This window comes from Sporosarcina jiandibaonis, from assembly GCF_013184495.1.
Classification (GTDB): domain Bacteria; phylum Bacillota; class Bacilli; order Bacillales_A; family Planococcaceae; genus Sporosarcina; species Sporosarcina jiandibaonis.
In genome coordinates this window covers 472,967-493,955 of sequence record NZ_JAAOIY010000001.1, presented here as the reverse complement: position 1 = coordinate 493,955, position 20,989 = coordinate 472,967, and the positions used below count along the sequence as shown (strand labels likewise).

The 20,989-nt window shown below is 38.3% G+C and carries 18 protein-coding genes; 14 read left to right on the top strand and 4 right to left on the bottom strand.

What is annotated here, in order from left to right; all coding sequences use genetic code 11:
- Nucleotides 1–131: 131 nt before the first annotated feature.
- The 3 genes from G8782_RS02450 to G8782_RS02440 form a co-directional block, all read right to left on the bottom strand.
- A complete protein-coding gene (locus G8782_RS02450) occupies nt 132–668 on the bottom strand; it encodes a chromate transporter (RefSeq protein ID WP_172369315.1) in 537 nt (178 codons plus the stop codon).
- 45 nt (nt 669–713) lie between these two features.
- Nucleotides 714–1,289 (bottom strand): chromate transporter, encoded by a 576-nt coding sequence (locus G8782_RS02445; protein WP_172369314.1) that lies wholly within the window; start codon nt 1,287–1,289, stop codon nt 714–716.
- 127 nt (nt 1,290–1,416) lie between these two features.
- On the bottom strand, nt 1,417–2,631 hold the full coding sequence (locus tag G8782_RS02440) for an ROK family protein (RefSeq protein WP_172369313.1): 1,215 nt from the start codon (nt 2,629–2,631) through the stop codon (nt 1,417–1,419).
- A gap of 965 nt (nt 2,632–3,596) precedes the next feature.
- On the opposite strand from G8782_RS02440, the gene G8782_RS02435 reads away from it, so the two are divergent.
- The 12 genes from G8782_RS02435 to G8782_RS02380 all read left to right on the top strand — a co-directional run bounded on the left by G8782_RS02435 (nt 3,597) and on the right by G8782_RS02380 (nt 16,280).
- Nucleotides 3,597–4,898 (top strand): MFS transporter, encoded by a 1,302-nt coding sequence (locus G8782_RS02435; protein ID WP_172369312.1) that lies wholly within the window; start codon nt 3,597–3,599, stop codon nt 4,896–4,898.
- 67 nt (nt 4,899–4,965) lie between these two features.
- Nucleotides 4,966–5,820: an MBL fold metallo-hydrolase gene (locus G8782_RS02430; protein ID WP_172369311.1), complete on the top strand. Its 855-nt coding sequence runs from the start codon at nt 4,966–4,968 to the stop codon at nt 5,818–5,820.
- Between the two features lie 432 nt (nt 5,821–6,252).
- Nucleotides 6,253–7,044 carry a fumarylacetoacetate hydrolase family protein gene (locus tag G8782_RS02425; protein ID WP_172369310.1) on the top strand — a complete coding sequence of 264 codons (792 nt, stop codon included), beginning with the start codon at nt 6,253–6,255 and terminating at the stop codon, nt 7,042–7,044.
- The gene (locus tag G8782_RS02420; RefSeq protein ID WP_172369309.1) at nt 7,041–7,799 is read left to right on the top strand and encodes a fumarylacetoacetate hydrolase family protein; all 759 of its coding nucleotides are present in this window, start codon (nt 7,041–7,043) and stop codon (nt 7,797–7,799) included. Before G8782_RS02425 ends, G8782_RS02420 begins: the two co-directional genes overlap by 4 nt.
- Before the next feature lie 14 nt (nt 7,800–7,813).
- Nucleotides 7,814–8,200 carry a 5-carboxymethyl-2-hydroxymuconate Delta-isomerase gene (locus G8782_RS02415; protein ID WP_172369308.1) on the top strand — a complete coding sequence of 129 codons (387 nt, stop codon included), beginning with the start codon at nt 7,814–7,816 and terminating at the stop codon, nt 8,198–8,200.
- Between the two features lie 191 nt (nt 8,201–8,391).
- Nucleotides 8,392–9,873, top strand: coding sequence for a 4-hydroxyphenylacetate 3-monooxygenase, oxygenase component (hpaB, locus tag G8782_RS02410; protein WP_172369307.1), 1,482 nt, complete (start codon nt 8,392–8,394; stop codon nt 9,871–9,873).
- Nucleotides 9,874–9,899: 26 nt separating this feature from the next.
- Nucleotides 9,900–10,406 carry a flavin reductase family protein gene (locus G8782_RS02405; protein WP_216667747.1) on the top strand — a complete coding sequence of 169 codons (507 nt, stop codon included), beginning with the start codon at nt 9,900–9,902 and terminating at the stop codon, nt 10,404–10,406.
- A gap of 38 nt (nt 10,407–10,444) precedes the next feature.
- Complete coding sequence (locus G8782_RS02400; RefSeq protein WP_246231524.1) at nt 10,445–11,902, top strand: NAD-dependent succinate-semialdehyde dehydrogenase; 1,458 nt, start codon at nt 10,445–10,447, stop codon at nt 11,900–11,902.
- 35 nt (nt 11,903–11,937) lie between these two features.
- On the top strand, nt 11,938–12,861 hold the full coding sequence (gene hpaI / locus G8782_RS02395; RefSeq protein ID WP_172369305.1) for a 2,4-dihydroxyhept-2-ene-1,7-dioic acid aldolase: 924 nt from the start codon (nt 11,938–11,940) through the stop codon (nt 12,859–12,861).
- 76 nt (nt 12,862–12,937) lie between these two features.
- The gene (gene hpaE, locus G8782_RS02390) at nt 12,938–14,446 is read left to right on the top strand and encodes a 5-carboxymethyl-2-hydroxymuconate semialdehyde dehydrogenase (RefSeq protein WP_172369304.1); all 1,509 of its coding nucleotides are present in this window, start codon (nt 12,938–12,940) and stop codon (nt 14,444–14,446) included.
- Nucleotides 14,447–14,469: 23 nt separating this feature from the next.
- The gene (gene hpaD, locus G8782_RS02385; protein ID WP_172369303.1) at nt 14,470–15,453 is read left to right on the top strand and encodes a 3,4-dihydroxyphenylacetate 2,3-dioxygenase; all 984 of its coding nucleotides are present in this window, start codon (nt 14,470–14,472) and stop codon (nt 15,451–15,453) included.
- A 275-nt stretch (nt 15,454–15,728) separates the two neighbouring features.
- Entirely contained in the window at nt 15,729–16,280 is a 552-nt protein-coding gene (locus G8782_RS02380; protein ID WP_172369302.1) for an FAD synthetase family protein, read from the top strand.
- Nucleotides 16,281–16,793: 513 nt separating this feature from the next.
- Here the strand turns inward: G8782_RS02380 and G8782_RS02375 are convergent.
- Nucleotides 16,794–17,483 carry a GntR family transcriptional regulator gene (locus G8782_RS02375; protein WP_425505466.1) on the bottom strand — a complete coding sequence of 230 codons (690 nt, stop codon included), beginning with the start codon at nt 17,481–17,483 and terminating at the stop codon, nt 16,794–16,796.
- A gap of 422 nt (nt 17,484–17,905) precedes the next feature.
- Between G8782_RS02375 and lepA the strand changes: the two genes are divergently transcribed.
- Both lepA and hemW read left to right on the top strand, forming a co-directional pair.
- A complete protein-coding gene (gene lepA / locus G8782_RS02370) occupies nt 17,906–19,729 on the top strand; it encodes a translation elongation factor 4 (RefSeq protein ID WP_172369301.1) in 1,824 nt (607 codons plus the stop codon).
- An 80-nt stretch (nt 19,730–19,809) separates the two neighbouring features.
- The gene (gene hemW / locus G8782_RS02365) at nt 19,810–20,943 is read left to right on the top strand and encodes a radical SAM family heme chaperone HemW (RefSeq protein WP_172369300.1); all 1,134 of its coding nucleotides are present in this window, start codon (nt 19,810–19,812) and stop codon (nt 20,941–20,943) included.
- The last annotated feature ends 46 nt before the right edge of the window (nt 20,944–20,989 follow it).

Sequence of the window (20,989 nt, the reverse complement as noted above, 5' to 3'; positions counted from 1 at the left end):
CAAGTTGATCTATAATAATTCTTTGCACCGGTATTATAAGAACCATCTACTGTCGTTTATTTAAATTTTTAGTTTTTGCAATGATTCAATCATAGATAATTACTACTTAAAATTGAGTCGGACGAAAAATATTAATAAAAAGTAACTCCAACAACTCCAGCAATAATAATAACAAATGCAGGATGGATTTTAAACTTTATTAATGCGAGAAGCGATAGGGCGAAAATGCTTAATAAACTAAATGTGTGAAGAGACATCGTTCCAATTAATTCATTGGAAACGGCGAATTTAATCGCGGCATAAAGAATCAACCCGACAATAATTGGACGTAAGCCATAAAAAGCAGATTGTACAGTTCGATGTTTATTAGCTTTCATAAAGTACGTGGAAATAATTAAAATGATAATCAATGAAGGCAATATCATTCCAAGTGCAGATACAACTGCACCAGCAAATCCCGCTGTTTGGTACCCGACAAAAATAGCACTATTCGTAGCAATTGGTCCAGGAGACATACCGGCAATTGCAATAATATCAGTGAATTCTTGTATCGTCATCCATCCATGCGAAGTTACTTCCATTTCAATTACAGGAATCATAGCATAACCTCCGCCAAAGGAGATTAAACCGATGGTAAAGAAAGTTTTAAACAATTCAAGTAGGATCATGTGGTTCGTTCACCAGCCTTTCCTATAGAAAAAGTAAAGGGGTTTTTAATCACCCAAATCTATTCTATGTCCTAGTTTCTCTTTTATTTTTACAAGAAATATCCCGATAACGGCACCGCTCAAAATAATAATCCCGGGATGAATTGGGAAGAGCAGTAAGACCGCAACAGTTATACACCCTGTGATTAAAGTTGATTTATCGGTAATCGCCATTTGCCCAATTTTGTAACCAGCAAAAGTAATTAAAGCGACAATCGCGGGCCTAATTCCTTCAAAAGCGGCTTCCATTTTTGGATTATTGTTAAAATAAAGATAGGAAATGCTTAATCCAATAATGATAAAAAATGTTGGGATGAGTACACCAGCCATGGCAACAATTGCACCGAGTGGGCCTGCAATTCGGTACCCAATAAACGTAGCGGAGTTAATTGCGATTGCACCTGGGACGGATTCGGCAACAGCAAAGACATCTGTTACATCTTCGGGCTTGATCCATTTCTTTTTCGTCACCACTTCTCTTTCTATAAGAGGAATCATTGCATACCCTCCGCCAAAGGTTACAGGTCCAATTTTAAAAAATGTCACGAAGATCTCCCATAATAACTTCCAATTAGTTTTCATTTATTCACCTCCTTTTGTCACCAATCATTATTAAATTCATTGTAGCATACTTATTACCGTTTCGGTTTAAAGTGGAAAATAAAATGCTCGTTAATGCGTCGGCAATTAACGAGCAATATTTTATGTTTTATTCTAGGTAGGAACTTAATAACATGCCACCAGCGCCAATTGCGGTCGCATTTTCGCCAAGATTTCCTCGGCTAAAGTTAATGTCATGATCTGGATAAATAACTTTACTTCGCTTAAAGGCCGTTTCGGTCACAACATCGTAATATAAATCCATATCTGTATACGTTGGCCCGCTTAAAATGATCAAGTCGGGATGAAGCACATTAATTACATTAGAAAGCCCTATTCCAGTGTAATAGCCCGCTTCTTTTATTACTTCACAACATAATGAATCATTTTCATTTACTGCCTGACAAATATCTTCAAATTGAATCTCCTCAAAATCGACGAATCTATCTGCAAGTATCGAGTTTTTTCCTTGCTTTAAACTATTGATCACATCATTTTTAATCGCACTAATCGAAGAATATGCTTGAACACACCCGTATCCTCCGCAAATACATTTACGTCCATGAATATCGACAATCATGTGCCCTTGACCATACATCCCTAATTTATCGGACCCATGCACTAACCGACCATCCATAATTATTCCCGTCCGGCTCCCGACTCCTTTAATTACGTAAACAATATTACGATGCGTTTTAATAAACTCATTTTGATATTCAGCAAGTAAAGCAGTATTCACACCGTAATCGATCAACACTTTCATCTCTAACCGTTCACTTAACATGTCATTAATCGGGACATTCACCCATCCAGGTGAAGGGAAATGAACTGGATTTAGAATGATTCCTTTCTCGCGATCTAAAGGTCCAATCGCCCCTATTCCAATCCCTAATATATCCTTTGTTTGAAGTTGGTGATTAGTTAACATTTCATTAACTTCATCTACGATAAAATCGATTATAACGTCCGGAGTACTTGTTTGATTCATTTTCAATCGCGCCTCGGCTTTTACTTTCAAATTGAGATCCATTAATAATATTTTCGTATACCTGCGAGAAATGTCAATCCCGATCAGGTGGTATATATCTGACTTAATCTCGTATAGATACGGTTTTCGTCCGCCACTGGACTCGCCAAAACCACTTTCAATAATTAACGCATGATTGATTAATTCGTCGATAAGCCTTGAACAAGTCGTTTGGGTTAATCCAGTTTCTGCAATTAAATCACTTTTTGAAATTGGCCCACGCTCGTTTATTAATCCGTATAGTAGCTTTAAACTTTTTTCTTTTTGTGACAAAGCTTGATTAAATTGTTTTATCATTTTATTCTCCGTCCTTACAATTTACTGTTTTCCATTATACAACTTAAATCCGTATTGGTCATATAATCATCCGGTTAATTTAAAAAGTTACGAAAGAAACAAAAAACATACTGAAAAACTCATAATAAAATAGTGAAAAAGAAAATAATTATTGATTCATGATTGTAAATGAAAAAGTTGAAAAAACCATTTTCTATAATGGGTAAAAGGGTTATGATTCAAACCGGATTAAGAAGGTAGAAAGTAAAAATAAAAAGTAACAATGCCGGGAACAGGTAATCCTAGGTCTGAAAAGAACGATTTGGTCCCTCACAATTATTACCAGTTGGAAACCAGCACATACTTATTGCTTGCGGGAAAGGAAGGACAGCTCAGTTAATGAACGACTCGTTTTTCATACTTTATTCCAAAGTGAGATAAACTGAATGGAAATAGGACCGTATTGTAAGAAAAAATGATATTTTCAAAAGATTAATAAAAACTATTGACTGAAATGGATGAAAGAGTTATGATTCAGATTAGTCAGTGAGTATTTGAGTCTTGCTTAAAAAATCTTTTAAAATTTAATGAAATGTGAGGGGGAATAAAACGGATAACTTAAAAGTCAGAATTCCCAGGTACAGGTAGCTCGGGATTGGACTTGGAACAATGTGGTCCAACCCGACTATTGACAGTCGGAGAGAAACACATACTTATTGATTGTAAAGAAGTACAACCACCCAGTTAATGAAAGCAAATATTTCACCAGAAAGTATAAAATGCTTGTTTATGACTCATTTACGTTCAGATTATACTTTTAAAGAGGATTGTAAACGCTTTCAAATCTTTGTGAAATAAAGCCTGGAAATCCTCCGAGCTTTGTAAATCATGTTAGTTTGCATTAACTTGCTGAATATATTGATTCGGAAAATATCTAGCTTTAATTTTTCGATAGATAACAACAGAAGATAAAGGGAGGTTTTCAATTGAGTAAAGGATTATATTCTGAGAGAATTCCAATGCGTTGGGTTATTGTAGTATTATTATTTTTTATGTACATAATCAATTATTCAGACAAAGCAATTTTAGGATACGCAGCACTTCCAATAATTGAAGATTTAGGTCTTAGTTTTGTGGAGTTCGGAATGGTTGGAAGCAGTTTTTATTGGCTATTCTCCATTGCTGGAATTATCGGTGCCATGTTGTCAGATAAAATAGGAACAAAGAGAATGTTAACGATTATGGCAATTGCTTGGACGATTTCTCAATTTGGGGCATTTGTTATTTATAGTTTGCCATTGCTGGTATTTTCTCGAGTTTTTCTAGGTGCTTTTGAAGGTCCCTTTTTAGCTGTAGCAGTTAGCCATATAAGTAAATGGTTTCCACCTGAAAAACGGGCATTCGCTACATCACTCGTCACGAGTGGGAGTATGGGCGCTAAAATGATGGCCCCGCTTCTAATTTTTCTTATTCACAGTTACAGTTGGCGTATAGGTTTTGGGTTCTTAGGAATGCTTAGTCTTGTCTGGGTTATTTTATGGATAATCATCGGTCGGGAAAAGCCTAAACAACCAGTAGAGGATGTATCACAAGTGAAATTGCCCAAACTTACATGGGCGGAATTTTCTAAGTTATTGTTTTCCGTCAACTTCACCCTAACTACTTTAGTATTCTTTTCTGCTTTTTGGGTTCTGTCATGGGTGTTTGTTTGGATGCCAACGTATTTGACTGAAATTGTTCAAGTATCACCAATGCAAATGGGCTATATTGTCGGAGGAATAGGTATCTTTACTTCACTCGGTTCGATTGGTGTTGCGATGTTGTCAGACCGTGTGCTGAAGAAAACCAAAAGCCATCGGAAGTCTCGTGTAGTTGTAGTAGGTATTTGCTTGATTTTGGGATCGATTGCCTTTTTCTCAACGACGATCATAACATCAACGATAGGGGCAGTGATTGTTTTAGGGTTAGGATTAATGCTCGTTAATACAATATTTTCCATTGCACCACAAATTGCCAATCAATTGCTTCCAGAGCGTAAAGGTTTAGCGTCAGGGATGCTAATAGGATTAGCAAACTTGGCTGGAATTATCGGTCCTCTTGCGACAGGTAAGGTTGTTCAATTGGCAGGAGATAACGTAGAGCTTGGTTTTAACTATTCGGTTGTGTTAGCCGCTTCACTCGTATTAATTTTTAGTGTGATTTTCTTAATCTTTACGAATCCAGATAAGAAAACAGGGAAAAAAGAAAAATCAATTACTACGACAGCTTCAACGGCTCCAATAGCGTAAGGTTGTGTATTTAGCAAGAACAATGTAATTAATTAAACTTGATGTGAATATTTAGGGGGAAGTAAAAATGGATAAATTACAAGTAACGATGCTCGGAACAGGGAGTCCACGACCAGATTTAGAAAGATCAGGACCCGCGCAAGTGTTGACAGCTGGAGATCAGCATATCCTAATTGATTGCGGGGAAGGAACGACAACGCAATTGTTGAAGGCGGGTATTCCGCCAGAAAAGATAAATTATTTATTCATGACTCATTTGCATTCAGATCACATCTTTGGCTACGGACAATTTTTATTAGGCGGATGGGGTCTTGGTCGCAGGGAGTTAACGGTTGTTGGTCCCAAAGGAATGAGGCAATTTCACGACACAATTATAAACTTATTTGAAGATGATATAGCTTACCGAACTTCACTAGGGCGCCCGGGAAACGGCGTATTAGATGTCAATATTATCGAAATCGATGGACCGGGCGAAATCGACTGCGGACTTCAGATGAAAATAATGGCTGCTAAAATGGTTCATAACGTATTAACATATGGCTATCGGTTTGAAATTGGAGAAGAAATAATTGTGATTTCAGGAGATACCGCACCAACAGAAGCGATTGTAGAACTTTCAAAAGACGCCGATCTTCTCGTTATCGATGCGTGCCTTGCGCCAACAGCCGTCTATCATAATACGACGAATCCAGAGCTGCAAAAAATATGGGAAAACTTGCAGAAGGAACATTGTTCACCTGAACAGGCCGCTGAAATTGCCCGTGAAGCTGGTGTGAAAAAGCTTGTTCTTACACACTTTTTACCAGATATTAATAAAGAAAAAACAAAAAAACAGGCGGCTGATCTCTTTGACGGAGAAGTCATTGTTGGAGAGGATTTACAAGTCATCCCGGTAACAATTAAAAACAATATTTTATTGTAGAAGAAAGCGGTCAGGAACGTTACTAGAGTTGACATTTGTTTTAAAGGCACTTATCGCATCTGGAAAATTAACACTTTGACAAAAGGCCGCATTACTTTCAGGGTCTGGGTAGAAAAAGATGAGCGCGGTGTTAATAACCGCTGTGCTCATCTTTTTGTTTGAAAATTATATTCAAACCTGCTGGATTTGAAACCGCTTTCCAAGTTTGCACGATTAAGAGTATCAGAAAAAATCAGATAAATCCTTGTAATCATATATTAAATGATATATGATTGTGTTGTGAGTTAGGAAATAGATTTAAAGAATGCAGTTCGGGAATAGGACAAGGGAGCTTCAGATGCTCGGGCTATAATCCTTGTTGCAATTCCTTTTTATTGCATATCTATTCTGTTGCAGGACTAAAAAATACACGATATTGGAGGAGTGAAATGTATGAGTATAGCAAAAATTAAAATGCTTGGTGTGCATGAATTAGTTGAAGTGGCTGTGAATCCAGAAACAAACACGCTCGCATTAGATGGAAATGATTATCATGCAAATGATATTAAATTGGATATCCCTGTTACGGGTACGATTTTCGGTACATTGTTAAATTATAAGGGTGCACTCGAAAGTTTGGGTGAGGCCGTCAATGAAAAGCCGCATAATGCACCACCAATTGCGCCTATTCTTTATATTAAACCAGCAAATACATTTAATAGTTATGGTGGGGCAATACCAATGCCAGAAGAAATTTCAGAGCTTGAAGTTGGCGCAGCACTTGGAATTGTCATCGGCAAGCGAGCAACATGTGTAAGTGAAGAAGAAGCATTGGACTATGTTGCAGGATATACAGTTGTTAACGATGTAAGCGTACCGCATGAAAGCGTTTACCGTCCGGCTGTTCAACATAAATCACGTGATGGTTTTTGTCCAGTAGGTCCGTGGATTGTAGACCGTGAGGCAGTAGCGAATCCAGACAATTTGGCTGTACGTGTATTCATTAACGATGAGCTGCGCCAGGAAAACAATACAGAGAATCTAATTCGTCCGGTTGCAAAGCTACTCGCAGATGTTACGGATTATATGACATTAAGCGCAGGCGACGTACTGTTAATAGGTGTTCCAGAAAATGCACCGGTAGTGAAAGTTGGTGACAATATCCGAGTTGAAATAGAAAACGTAGGTAGCTTGGAAAATAAAGTTGTCCTTGAAAAGAAACTCTTACAGGAGGCTATAAAATGAAAAAAGCACGTGTCGCATATGGCGGATCCATTCATGAAGCTACTGAATGGGAGGGAAATCTTAAATTAGATGACGGGCGCATCGTTAAAGAGGACGAGGTGACTTGGCTTACACCAGTGGAACCACGTACAGTGTTTGCTTTAGGACTTAACTACGCGGATCACGCAGCAGAATTAGCCTTTGCGCCTCCAACAGAACCACTTGTATTTTTGAAAGGTCCAAACACTTTCATTGGACATAATGCAGAAACCCGTCGTCCAGGTGACGTGACGTATATGCATTATGAGTGTGAATTAGCAGTCATTATCGGTAAAACAGCACGAAACGTTAAAAAAGAAGATGCTTTAGATTATGTAAAAGGCTATAGTACTGCAAATGATTATGCGATTAGAGACTACTTGGAAAACTATTACCGTCCAAACTTACGTGTGAAAAACCGCGATACGTGTACGGTAATGGGACCATGGTTTGTCGATGCAAAATATATCGAAGATCCAATGAATTTAAAATTGACTACGCATGTAAATGGTAAATTAGTGCAAGAAGGAACAACTGCGGATATGATTTTCGGTGTTGGCGAACTTATAGAATATCTAAGTAGCTTTATGACACTAAGTGAAAATGACATCATTCTTACAGGTACTCCTAAAGGATCTGTCGATACAGCTGTTGGTGACGTTGTCGTTACCGAAGTTGAAGGGGTCGGTCGTTTAGTAAACACGATTATCGGTGACGAAGTATTTTCAAATCGATAAGGGGGAAGATTCATTTGCCACATTTTATTGTTGAGTACACAGATAATATTAAAGAAGAGGCGAATCTAGCAAGTCTATTCGAAAAAATCCACCATGTTCTGATTAAACGTGGCGAGATTTTCCCAATTGGCGGTATTCGTTCAAGAGCAATTGAACTAAGTGATTACCGAGTGGCTGATGGCGTTGAAGATGATGCTTTTGTTCACGCAGTATTTAAAATTGGTGCCGGGCGTCCTGAAGAAATAAAAAAAGAAGCTTGTGATGCACTATTTGAAGTCATTAAAGAGCATTTCTCAACATTAATGGATGAACGCTATTTAGCATTATCAATGGAACTTGTCGAGTTCAGTGAAACGCTTAATTACAGGCAAAACAACATTCATGAAAGATTTAAAAAGTAAGTATTGTCTTTGTTAACATAAAAATGAATTGTGAAAATACTGCTTGAAATCATATATGATTTGGTATATGATTATATCTGTAAGGTTCAGAGGATTACTAATCTTTTAATAGAAGAAGAATTTCTAAATCATTCATGCTAATGAATGAAAACGTTATCATCAATTTTTGTAAAAACAAGGAGGAGAAGTAAATGAGTGCACGTACAGGACAACAATATATTGATGGATTGAAAGAACGGAAAACAGAAGTTTGGATTCACGGTGAGAAAGTAGAAGATGTTACAACACACCCAGCATTTAAAAATGTTGTTGAAAGTGTAGCTGGTCTTTATGATTTGCAACACGAAAAGGCTGATAAAATGCTTTATACATCACCCACATCAGGAAAAAAAGTAGGACTTTCATTTATCGCTCCTAAAACAAAAGAAGATTTATTCAGAAGACGTGAAATGCATTCTGAGTGGGCTAGTTTTTCAGGCGGGATGATGGGACGTTCACCAGACTACTTGAATACAAGTGTCATGGCTTTCGGAACGGCGAGTCAATTCTTTGCACAAGCCGGTGGCGGTAGTGATCAGTTCGCGAAAAACGCTGTAGATTATTATGAATATGCACGCGAAAACGACCTTAGCTTAACGCATACATTAATTCATCCTCAAGTGAATCGTTCGAAGCTCACACAATCAGAGCAGGACGATCCGTTCCTATCAGCACGTATTACTAAGAAAACATCCGACGGGATTATCGTAAATGGTTGTCGTTTACTTGCAACTTTAGGCGGGATTACGGACGAACTTGTTGTTTTCCCTTCTACTGTAAACAGAACACCAGGAAATACAGATGATCCTTATGCGTTCGCTTTTGCAATTCCAAATAATACACCTGGTTTGAAATTTTTATCACGTGAATCATTTGATTATGGCAAAAGTAAATGGGACCACCCGCTAGGTGCACGTTTTGATGAAGGAGACGCAATTATTTCGTTTGAAGATGTATTTGTTCCATGGGAAAGAGTATTTGTATGCGAAAGCACAGATATTTGTAACCGTACATATAACGAAACAAACGCGGTTGTCCACATGACGCATCAAGTTGTATCCAAACATATTGTGAAAACTGAATTTGTTCTCGGCGTGGTTTTAAGTATGATGGAATCAATAGGGATTGATAAATTCATGCACGTTAAAGAAAAAGCTAGTGAAATTATGATTATTCTTGAAGTAATGAAATCCCACATGTTCAGAGCAGAGCATAACGCAGCAATTGACCAATATGGCAATATGACTCCTGATTTCGAACCATTAAACGCAGCACGTAACTGGTTCCCTAAAATGTATCAGCGTATGGTTGAAATCATTAAAATTTTAGGTGCATCAGGCTTGATGGCACTGCCAACTGAAGCTGACTTTAGCCACGACGAAATCGGACCGCTTATTCACCGTTATACACAAGGTGCAAATATTAACGGAGAAGAAAAAGTACAGTTATTCCGTCTTGCTTGGGATATTTCAATTAGTGCATTTGGTAACCGTCAATCTCTTTATGAGTATTATTTCTTCGGAGACCCAGTAAGAATGTCAAATATGTATTACGATAACTTTAATAAACAGCCGTACAAAGATAAAGTGCAAGAATTCTTAAATAGAGCAGCAAAACCTACAATCCAAGTATGATAACTTGCTAGAAAGGAGCATAATAAATGACGAAAATAGAACATGAAATCGATGATAGATTGTTCCGTAATGCGATGGGCAGTTTCGCAACTGGTGTAACTGTTATTACAACAGAAGTCGAAAATGGGATCCATGGAATGACAGCGAATGCGTTTATGTCAATTTCTCTAAACCCGAAACTTATAGCAATTAGTGTTGATGAAAAAGCAAAAATGCTTGACCATATTAAAAAGGCGGGTAAGTTTGCAGTTAATATTTTATCGAAGGATCAAAAAGAAGTATCAATGCAATTTGCGGGTCAAAATAAGGAAGATGTTGATGTTTCATTTGTGACCTATAAAGGATTGCCAACCGTAGAAAATTCTTTAGCTGTTGTTACATGTGAAGTACAAAGTGGAATTGTAGCAGGCGACCATACGATTTTCATAGGTCAGGTTACAGGCGTTAAGCTTGAATCACACGATCCATTGCTATTTAGTAAGGGACAGTACAGAGAACTTCAAGGACTTCAGGAACTTCAAGAACTACAGTAGTAAGACTTCACGAAAAAAAATAAAGGTTGTGAATGCATATGCCTGCAATAGCATTAGAAAAAAAACATCTTCTCTATATTAACGGCGAATGGATAGAACCAGTTTCACAACAATTTTACGATGTGATTAACCCAGCAACTGGTGAAGCGATTAGCAAAGGTTCTTATGGAGATGACCGTGATACAGAAAAAGCGATTGATGCTGCATATAAAGCATTTAAACCATGGTCAAAAACGCCCGCTGTTGAACGGAGCAAGTACCTTGTCCGTCTGTATGAGCTTTTATTGGAAAACGAAGAGGAATTTGCACACACAATCTCCAAGGAAATGGGAAAACCTCTGCGTGAAGCGCGTACAGAAGTGAAAAGTGCCGCTGATTATATTCTATGGAATGCCGAGGAAGCCAAAAGATCATATGGAGACGTTATTCCGTCTCCAATGGCATCAAAAAGATTACAAACAATTAAACAACCTGTTGGACCTGTTGCTGCCATAACGCCTTGGAACTTTCCGCTTTCGATGGTAACAAGAAAAATATCTCCAGCATTAGCGGCAGGCTGTACGGTTGTATTTAAACCGGATAGTCAAACGCCTGGTTGCGCTACGTTGTTTTTCAAACTAGCAGAGCAAGCTAATTTGCCAAAAGGCGTGTTAAATTTAGTGACTGGTAATTCTTCGAAAATTGGAGATCAGCTACTAGAAGACCCCCGCATCCGCAAACTTACTTTTACCGGATCTACTGAGGTTGGAAAGTTGCTTATGCAAAAGGCAGCTAACCAAGTGAAAAGTGTATCCATGGAACTTGGCGGTCACGCACCATTTATTGTCTTTGAGGATGCTAACCTAGAAAGAGCTGTTGAAGGCGTAGTAGCAAGTAAGTTTCGAAATAGCGGACAAACTTGTATTTGCACAAATCGAATCTATGTTCAAGAATCGATTAAAGATAAATTTCTAGTGTTGCTGAAAGAAAAAGTTGAGCAACTTGTGATTGGTAATGGCTTGCATGAATCAGTTGATTTTGGACCGCTCGCGAATGCTGGCGGCTTGACAAAAGTAAAAGACCAAGTAAAAGATGCTTTAGATAAAGGAGCTACCCTTATTACAGGCGGAAAAGAATGTACGATTAGCGGCTATGAAAATGGGCTCTTCTATGCACCTACGGTAATCGCTGATGTAGACGAAACAATGATTGTTGCTTATGAAGAGACATTTGGACCGTTAGCACCTGTATTTACATTTAAAACAGAAGAAGAGGTCATCGAACGCGCGAATGATTCTGTATATGGTTTAGCTTCTTATTTCTTCACAAATGATTTAAGCCGTTCAATTCGAGTTGCCGAAGCTCTCCAATACGGAATGGTCGGTGTGAATGATGCACTGATCACATCTGTACAAGGACCATTCGGCGGGGTTAAAGAGAGCGGAATAGGTCGTGAAGGCGGACCAGATAGCCTAAATGAGTTTTTGGAAACAAAATTTATTTCGACAGGAATCTAAAACGAATATTAACTAAATAGAAGGAGAAGATTATTTTGGCATACACAGAAGCTAGAGAGAAATTAAGAGGTTCAATTTGTCCAGTTATTACACCTTTTACCGAAGATGGTGCGATTGATGAAAAAACGTTTAAAGAATTAGTTAACTGGCAAATTGAAAGTGGAAGCCATGGAATTTCTGTAACAGGTACAAGCGGAGAACCAAGTTCAATGACAATTGCAGAAAGAAAAAGGGTTATGGAACTTGCAAAAGAAACAATTGATGGGCGTGTTATCTTCACACCTGGTACAGGCTCCACGAACCATGACGAAACAATGGAACTTACAAAGTACGCGGAAGAGCTTGGTGCAGACGCAGCAATGGTTATCGTGCCTTACTACAACCGTCCAAACCAAGAAGCACTTTATCAGCACTTTAAAACAGTAGCAGACTCAGTTGAAATTCCAATTATCATTTACAACATCCCAGGTCGTTCTGCTGTAAATATGGAAGTAAGCACAATGAAACGTCTCGTACAAGATTGCCCGAATATTATTGGTGCAAAAGAATCAAACAAAGACTTTGAGCACGTAAACCGTGTACTTCTTGAGTGTGGAAGAGACTTCCTATTATTCTCAGGAATCGAACTACTTTGCTACCCAATGCTTGCAATTGGCGGAGCTGGATTCATCAGTGCGACAGCAAACGTTGAACCAGTTAAAGTAGCAGCACTTTACAATGCTTGGGCGGCAGGAGATGTTGCAAAAGCACAAGATCTTCACTTTGAATTAATGCCATTAAACGATGTACTGTTTAAGGATACAAACCCAACAGTTGCTAAAGCAGCACTCGGCATGATGGGTAAAATTACTCCAAAGTTACGTATGCCTTTAGGATTGCCATCTGAAGAATTGCAAGAAGAAGTTCGTCAAGTATTGATAGAAAATGGTAACCTACCTCAAGAAGCATTGGCAAAATAATTGCATAATTATGGACTTAAAAGACATACGTTGTCTTTTAAGTCCAATCAAAATAAATGAGAATTAGGTGATAGATATGACGTCAGTTCATGAAAGAACCTCTTTAAAACACGAAACTCAAAAAGATATCTCTTTATATATAAATGGTGAATTTGTTGCAAGTGAAAGCGGGGCAACAATTAAAAACATTAACCCATTCACAAACGAGCAAATTAACGAAGCAGCGGAAGGCCGTGCGGAAGATATTGATAAAGCAGTAGCAGCTGCAAGAGAAGCTTTTGATAACGGACCATGGCGTACGATGAAGCTAAAAGAAAGAATGGCATACATTTATCGAATTGCTGACCTTATCGATGACGAAGTAGAAAATATTGCTTATCTAGAATCACTTGATACGGGATTACCAATTAGCCAAACAAGAAATATGGTAAGTCGTGCATCAGAAAACTTTAGATTTTATGCACGTATGGTAGAGAGCCGTCTTGTTGGCGATGCGTACCAAGTAGATGATGAGTTTATTAACTATACAATTAACGCACCGGTAGGCGTTGCTGGACTAATTACACCGTGGAACGCTCCATTCATGTTAGAAACATGGAAAGTTGCGCCTGCACTTGCAACTGGAAACACGGTAGTCTTAAAGCCGGCGGAACTATCTCCACTATCCGCGAACCTTTTAGCTGAAGTCATTCATAAAGCTGATCTACCGAAAGGTGTTTTCAATGTAGTTCACGGATACGGTGAAACAGCGGGAGATAGACTAGTTAAACACCCTGATGTTCAACTGATTTCATTTACAGGTGAAACAACGACAGGTTCTACAATTATTAAAAATAGTGCTGATACACTGAAAAGCTGCTCGATGGAACTTGGCGGTAAATCACCAATTATCGTATTTGAAGACGCTGATTTCGATCGCGCATTAGACGCTTGTATATGGGGAATCTTTTCATTCAATGGAGAAAGATGTACAGCAAACTCCCGACTATTCATCCACGAAAACATCAAAGAAGAGTTTGTTGAAGAATTGAAAAAGCGTGTTGCCAATATTAAACTTGGAAACCCGTTAGATCCAGAGACAGAAGTAGGACCACTAATTGATAAAGGTCATTACAGTAAAGTAAAGGGTTACTTGGACATCGCAAAAGAAGAAGGCGCAGAAGTTATTACTGGAGATATTCCAGCTGAAATTGCAGCGGGTAACTTTGTTGCACCGACACTCATCCTGAATGCTGAAAATAGCATGCGCGTTGCACAAGAAGAAATCTTTGGACCAGTTATGGCAGTGATGACGTTTAAAGATGAAGAAGAAGTAATTAAGATGGCAAATGACATTGATTACGGACTTGCTGGTTATGTTTGGACAAATGATATTAAACGTGGCCACCGCGTAGCGCACCAAATTGAAGCGGGAATGCTATGGGTAAATGCTCAAAACGTTCGTGACCTTAGAACGCCATTCGGAGGATCTAAATCTTCAGGAATCGGCCGTGAAGGCGGACATTACGGCTTCGACTTTTACACAGAGCAAAAAATTGTGCATGTATCGATTACTGACCACCGTATTCAGCAGTTTGGTAAATAATTATAGAAAGTTTGGTGAAATAAATGGACTTTTCAATTACACGTATTGCAAGAACAGTGTTGCACGTAACGGATTTAGATGTATCACGTAAGTATTATGTAGATGGTTTAGGACTTATCGAAACTGAAAGTGATGAAAACCACATTTACCTAAGAGGTTTAGAAGAGCACTCTCACCATAGCTTAGTGCTGAAAAAAGGCGATAAGCCTGTTGTAGAGGCGCTTGGCTATAAAGTAGACAAAGAAGAAGACTTAGAGAAACTTGAAGAACTATTCAAATCAGAAGGTCTAAAAACGAAATGGATTCCAAAAGGTGAACAACATGCAATGGGCAGAGCGCTTCGCGTGACTGATATTCATGGAATTCCACTCGAGTTCTTTGCTGAAATGGATACAGTAGAGCGTATGCTGCAGCGTTATGATCTTTACCGCGGAGCAAAAATTCAGCGAATTGACCATGTAAACTGTGCTGTACCAGATGTTCAAAAAGCGTATGACTTCTATGTGAATAAATTAGGATTCCGTTGCTCAGAATATACGGATACTAGCGATGGAGACCTATGGGCAGCATGGCTTTACCGTAAGCCAACCGTTCATGACCAAGCATTCATGAGTGGTCCTGGACCAAGACTTCATCACTTTGCATTCTCACTTACTGACCGTCTAAGCCTTCTTGACTGCTGTGATGTGTTAGCGAGCATGGGGTATGCGGATTCAATTGAACGCGGACCTGGTCGACATGGGCTATCAAACGCATTCTTCCTATATTTGAGAGATCCAGATGGTCACCGTATCGAGCTTTACACAGGCGACTATTTAACAATCGATTCTGATATGAAACCAAAACGTTGGGATCTAGATGATCCACTTCGCCAAACATTCTGGGGACACGAAGCACCAGATCGTTGGTTTAATGAAGCAAGTACGTTTATTGATATTGAAACAGGCAAGGAAATTGAGTATGTAGAACCAAAGTTGACGCAAAGAAAACCAGTCATCGCGAACTGAATCGTACCTTAGGATAAAGAAGTAGGTACTCACACATTGGAGTGCCTACTTCTATTTAGACTATAAAATCTATTAGGGCCAATACTGTTTATTAAATGGCTGTTCTGAATAAAATCTTCTTATTACGGGAAGTACATTTTTTCCTTTCCATGTGTTGGAAAAAGTTAGTGACTATTTTTACTTTGTGTTGATTACCATCTTAATAGTTTCTCATAGGCCCATTATAGCTTGCGAAATAGGAATGAAAACTTTTAAAGAAAAGAGAGGTACTTCCAATGAGGATTTTTCGAAACAATCAACTGAAACTAGAACAGTCAGTTGTTACGATTGGGGCTTTTGATGGAATTCACCGTGGACATCAAGCATTAATAAAAAAAGCAAAATTACAAGCGGATTTCTATGGGGTTCCTCTTGTCGTATATACATTTGATCCACCACCAAAAGTATATTTTCAAAATCAATCCATCTTGACTTCATTAACTGAAAAGAAATGCTTTCTCGATGCATTGGGGGTTTCTTATACTGTTTTTGCAACATTTGATGAGGAATATGCATCTAGGGGCGTACAAGATTTCATTGATGAACTTAGTGATGTGAATCCAAAGGAGTTGTGGGTTGGGCCTGAGTTCCATTTTGGAAAGGGAAAAAGCGGTACGATAGAAGACTTGAAGAAGGCATTCAATGCTTATCAGCACCCAATTGTTACTTGTCCGAATGGAGAAGTTATTTCCTCAACACGGATTCGTCAACTTTTTCAACATAAGGAAATGGAAAAGGCCTACTATTTGTTAGGAAGAAATCAATTAACCCTAAACAATATATATTAGTTACTCAATAATTTAAGCATACAAAAGAATAAACTCGCGAAATTCCCAGAATGAAATCAGTAAACCGGATTATTCATGAAGAAGAAATCTGATAGATCTTTCAAAATATTGATAGCAAAACTGAATATCTACATGAGTTGAAGAAAAAAATAGTCCTCTTTCAAAGTGTTTTACGTTTAATCGGAAATCAGGACTATTATTCCTCTTTAAACCTGAAAAAGACCCGCGTATCTTGCGGATCTAATACAAACATTTTTGTCTATTCTTAACCTTTTTAGAATTAGCTGCCCGTAGTGTTTGTTTATTGGTTTAGTGACATATGAGATTATCAGGTTCGTGAAAAAAATTTCTGGTTTCAGATATTTATTTTTTTAATGAAGGTTTATATACATCTAATTAGTTGGTATCACTGTGTTGTGAGCAGGTTGGAGATAGGTGCGTGAATAATACGGGTGTTTGATTAATCATCACGCACATTACATTGTGAGGCGAAGCAGTTAGCTAATCTTGCAATTAACTCCGCTCTCTAAATGCTTCCAGTGTGTTTAGTTTGTGCTCACGCGCATATTGTTCAATGCTTGAACCGTCAGCATGTTCTTTAAAAAGTTTAATAATGATGGCATGTTCTTCAATTGATTGAGGAGTTCGATTTGGGAAGAAAGTAAAACCCGTCCGCCTGACAACATCTAATCGATCCCATACATCTTTTATATTTCTAATTAATAATTTGTTAGGACAAAAAGAATAAATAAAGAAATGAAATTCTCTGTTTAACTCTCCTAGTGCATCCAACTCATAATTATTTAGCATTACATTCATTTCATTATTAATGCTCTCTAATTTCTCAATTCCTTCCTTCGTAATTTTTGCAGCACTTAATGATGTTGCGTAACCTTCTAATAAAGCCAATACTTGGAGATTTTCCGCGTAAAGTTCATTATTAATACCTCGAACAATAGCACCGATATTGGGTTTGAATTCGATGAGTTCATCAGCCTCTAATTGGTGAATTGCCTCACGAACGGGAATATGACTCGAGCCAACCTCCTTTGCAATTTGATCGATAATAATCCTTTGGCCAGGGACATAAGATCCATCTAATATTCTTGAGCGGATGACCTTATATGCAAACTGTCTTTTATTTAACTTTTGAGTTGTTTTCATATTATTATCATATATCATTTCATATATGATTGCAACCATTATTACTCGGACTGTGATTAACAATAAAAAGCTAATTGTCTGCTGTGGCCTCAGCATTTTCCGTGCAATGAAGGACGTGTTTGTCGATGTTTTTGTTGCGTTTGAATTTACATAACTTCCAAGACTTTTTTCTTTCCGATAGTACAAAGTATTTTCGATGGTTTAGTTTAAAATCAATTGCAACGGCTAAATAAAAAGTCGGTCATCGTGAAACCATGTAATATTAAAGTCGACGAAAACAAGAAACACACGGAAGTAATTCACGATGAATCATACTAATTCATTCTATCACGGGAAAGCGAACATTTAAATATTAATCGGAAACAGAAAGAGGAGAAATGTCGGCTGATTTTAATACAAATATATAACATAGTGGACGGTAATCTGATATAATCCTAATAGCAGAAATAGGAGTGAACTTTATGAATTTAGAGCAAAAACTAGCGCGTCAAAAAAACATAAGAAACTTTTCAATCATTGCCCATATTGACCATGGGAAATCAACGCTAGCGGATCGAATACTAGAACAAACACACACATTGACCTCGAGAGAGATGAAAACACAAACATTAGATTCGATGGATCTAGAACGAGAACGCGGCATTACCATTAAATTGAATGCAGTGCAGTTGACCTATAAGGCTAAAGACGGCGAAGATTACACTTTTCATCTAATTGACACGCCGGGGCACGTCGACTTTACATACGAGGTATCCAGAAGTTTGGCGGCATGTGAAGGAGCAATTTTAGTTGTGGATGCTGCTCAGGGAATTGAAGCACAAACATTAGCTAACGTTTATCTAGCATTAGATAACGATCTTGAAATACTACCTGTCATTAACAAAATTGACTTGCCTGCAGCCGATCCGGAACGCGTTAAACAAGAAGTAGAAGACGTTATCGGACTTGACGCCTCAGAAGCAGTGTTAGCCTCGGCTAAGTCCGGGATTGGTATTGAAGATATATTGGAACAAATTGTAGAAAAAGTTCCAGCGCCGATAGGAAATCCTGATGCGCCATTAAAAGCGCTGATTTTCGACTCGCATTATGATCAGTATAGGGGCGTCATAGCGTATATTCGGATTATTGACGGTTCGGTCAAGCCGGGAGAAACGATTCGAATGATGGCGACTGGCAAGGAATTCGAAGTTCTAGAAACCGGAGTGTTCACGCCGCATGAGACTGCGGTGAAAGAATTAAATGTAGGAGATGTAGGGTTCCTATCCGCATCCATTAAAAATGTCGGCGATACTCAAGTAGGGGATACAATCACAAAAGTTGAAAATCCTGCTACGGAAGCATTGCCAGGTTATAGAAGAATGAATCCAATGGTGTTTTGCGGACTATATCCGATTGATACATCAAAATATAATGATTTACGCGAAGCACTCGAAAAACTTGAACTGAATGACTCCGCTCTTGAATATGAACCAGAAACATCGCAAGCTCTTGGGTTCGGTTATCGATGCGGCTTCTTAGGTCTTCTCCATATGGAGATTATCCAAGAGCGTATTGAACGGGAATTCAAAATCGATTTAATAACAACTGCACCAAGCGTAATCTATAATGTCGTTAAAACTGATGGAACGAACTTAAAAGTAGACAACCCATCAATGATGCCTTCAGCTCAAAAGATCGATTACGTTGAAGAACCGTACGTTAAAGCTTCAATAATGGTTCCTGATGATTATGTTGGTTCGGTCATGGAACTTTGCCAACGCAAAAGAGGGAACTTTATTACAATGGATTATTTAGCATCATCCCGGGTAAATATAATATATGAGCTGCCACTCGCAGAAATTGTTTTCGATTTCTTCGACCAATTAAAATCCAATACAAGAGGGTATGCCTCATTGGATTATGAAATGATCGGTTATAAACAATCGAAGCTTGCGAAAATGGATATATTATTGAACGGTGAACAAGTTGATGCACTTAGCTTTATCGTTCATAACGATTTTTCATACGAGCGCGGAAAAGCAATTGTCGAGAAACTTCGCGAACTTATTCCAAGGCAGCAATTTGAAGTGCCTGTGCAGGCGGCTATTGGCCAGAAGATTATCGCGCGTTCAACTATAAAGTCAATCGGGAAAAACGTTCTAGCCAAATGTTACGGTGGAGATATCTCGCGAAAGCGGAAACTTCTTGAAAAACAAAAAGAAGGTAAAAAACGCATGAAACAAGTAGGATCGGTTGAAGTACCTCAAGAAGCGTTCATGGCGGTACTTAGAATGGATGAGGATTAAATTCATTCCATGTGTTGAGAAGTAAAAAGGAGGCGTTGCTGCCTCCTTTTTTCCGTTAAGGAAAGGAAGAAGGGTTTGAAATGAAAGGAATCTATATTCACATCCCATTTTGTCATCAAATATGCCATTACTGTGATTTTAATAAAGTGTTTTTCAAAAACCAACCAGTTGAAGAATATATTGAATCGATTGGCAAGGAATTTGCCATAATGAAAAGGGAAGGTTTTTTATTTACTAACGTTGAAACTGTATTTCTTGGAGGAGGGACACCAACTTCATTATCCGAGAAACAGCTGGATCGATTACTTGCGATCATTAATGAGCATGTTGAGGTTTCTTCACTGAAAGAATTTTCGACGGAAGCAAATCCCGACGAGCTTACTTTTGACAAACTCCAGGTTTTAAGAAATGGGGGAGTCAATCGTTTGAGTATAGGTGTTCAGTCATTTGATGAAGATTTATTAAAATCGATTGGAAGAACACATAGTCCGTACGACGCTGTCCGTGTCATCGAAGAGGCTCGCAAGGCTGATTTCACAAATATTAGTATTGATTTAATCTATGGTTTACCGAACCAAACTCGAGCCCAATGGGAAGATACATTGGAAAAGGCTACAAACTTGGAGCTTCCGCATTATTCGGGTTACTCGTTAATAGTTGAACCGAAAACCGTATTTTATAACTTGATGAACAAAGGCAAGCTCCCATTGCCGGGTGAAGATTTGGAAGCAGAAATGTTTGGCATATTGATCGAACATATGGAAAATAAAAGCCGCATGCAATATGAAATCAGCAATTTTGCAATTCCGGGATATGAATCGGTACATAATCTTTTGTATTGGGAAAATGAAACTTATTCTGGGATTGGCGCAGGTGCGCATGGGTACGTTTCGGGTAATCGGTACTCCAATATTGGTCCGATTAAGCGCTACATGGAGCAAGTGGATAAAGGCATTCGCCCGATTCAACATACCCATATTGTTACACCAGTAGAAGCTATGGAAGAAGAAATGTTCTTGGGTTTAAGGAAAACAGATGGTGTTTCCACTACATTATTTCATGAAAAGTTTGGGCGAACTTTAATCAGTGTATACGGCGATATAATCCGATCTCTGATAGATAAAGGTTTAATCGAAAAAAATGGCGAAATGATCCGACTGACTCGAAGAGGAGTTTTTAGGGGTAACGAAGTATTTCAACAATTTTTAACGTAAGTCCGAGTCAAATCGTTGACAGCTACCATCCCATTTGATAAATTAT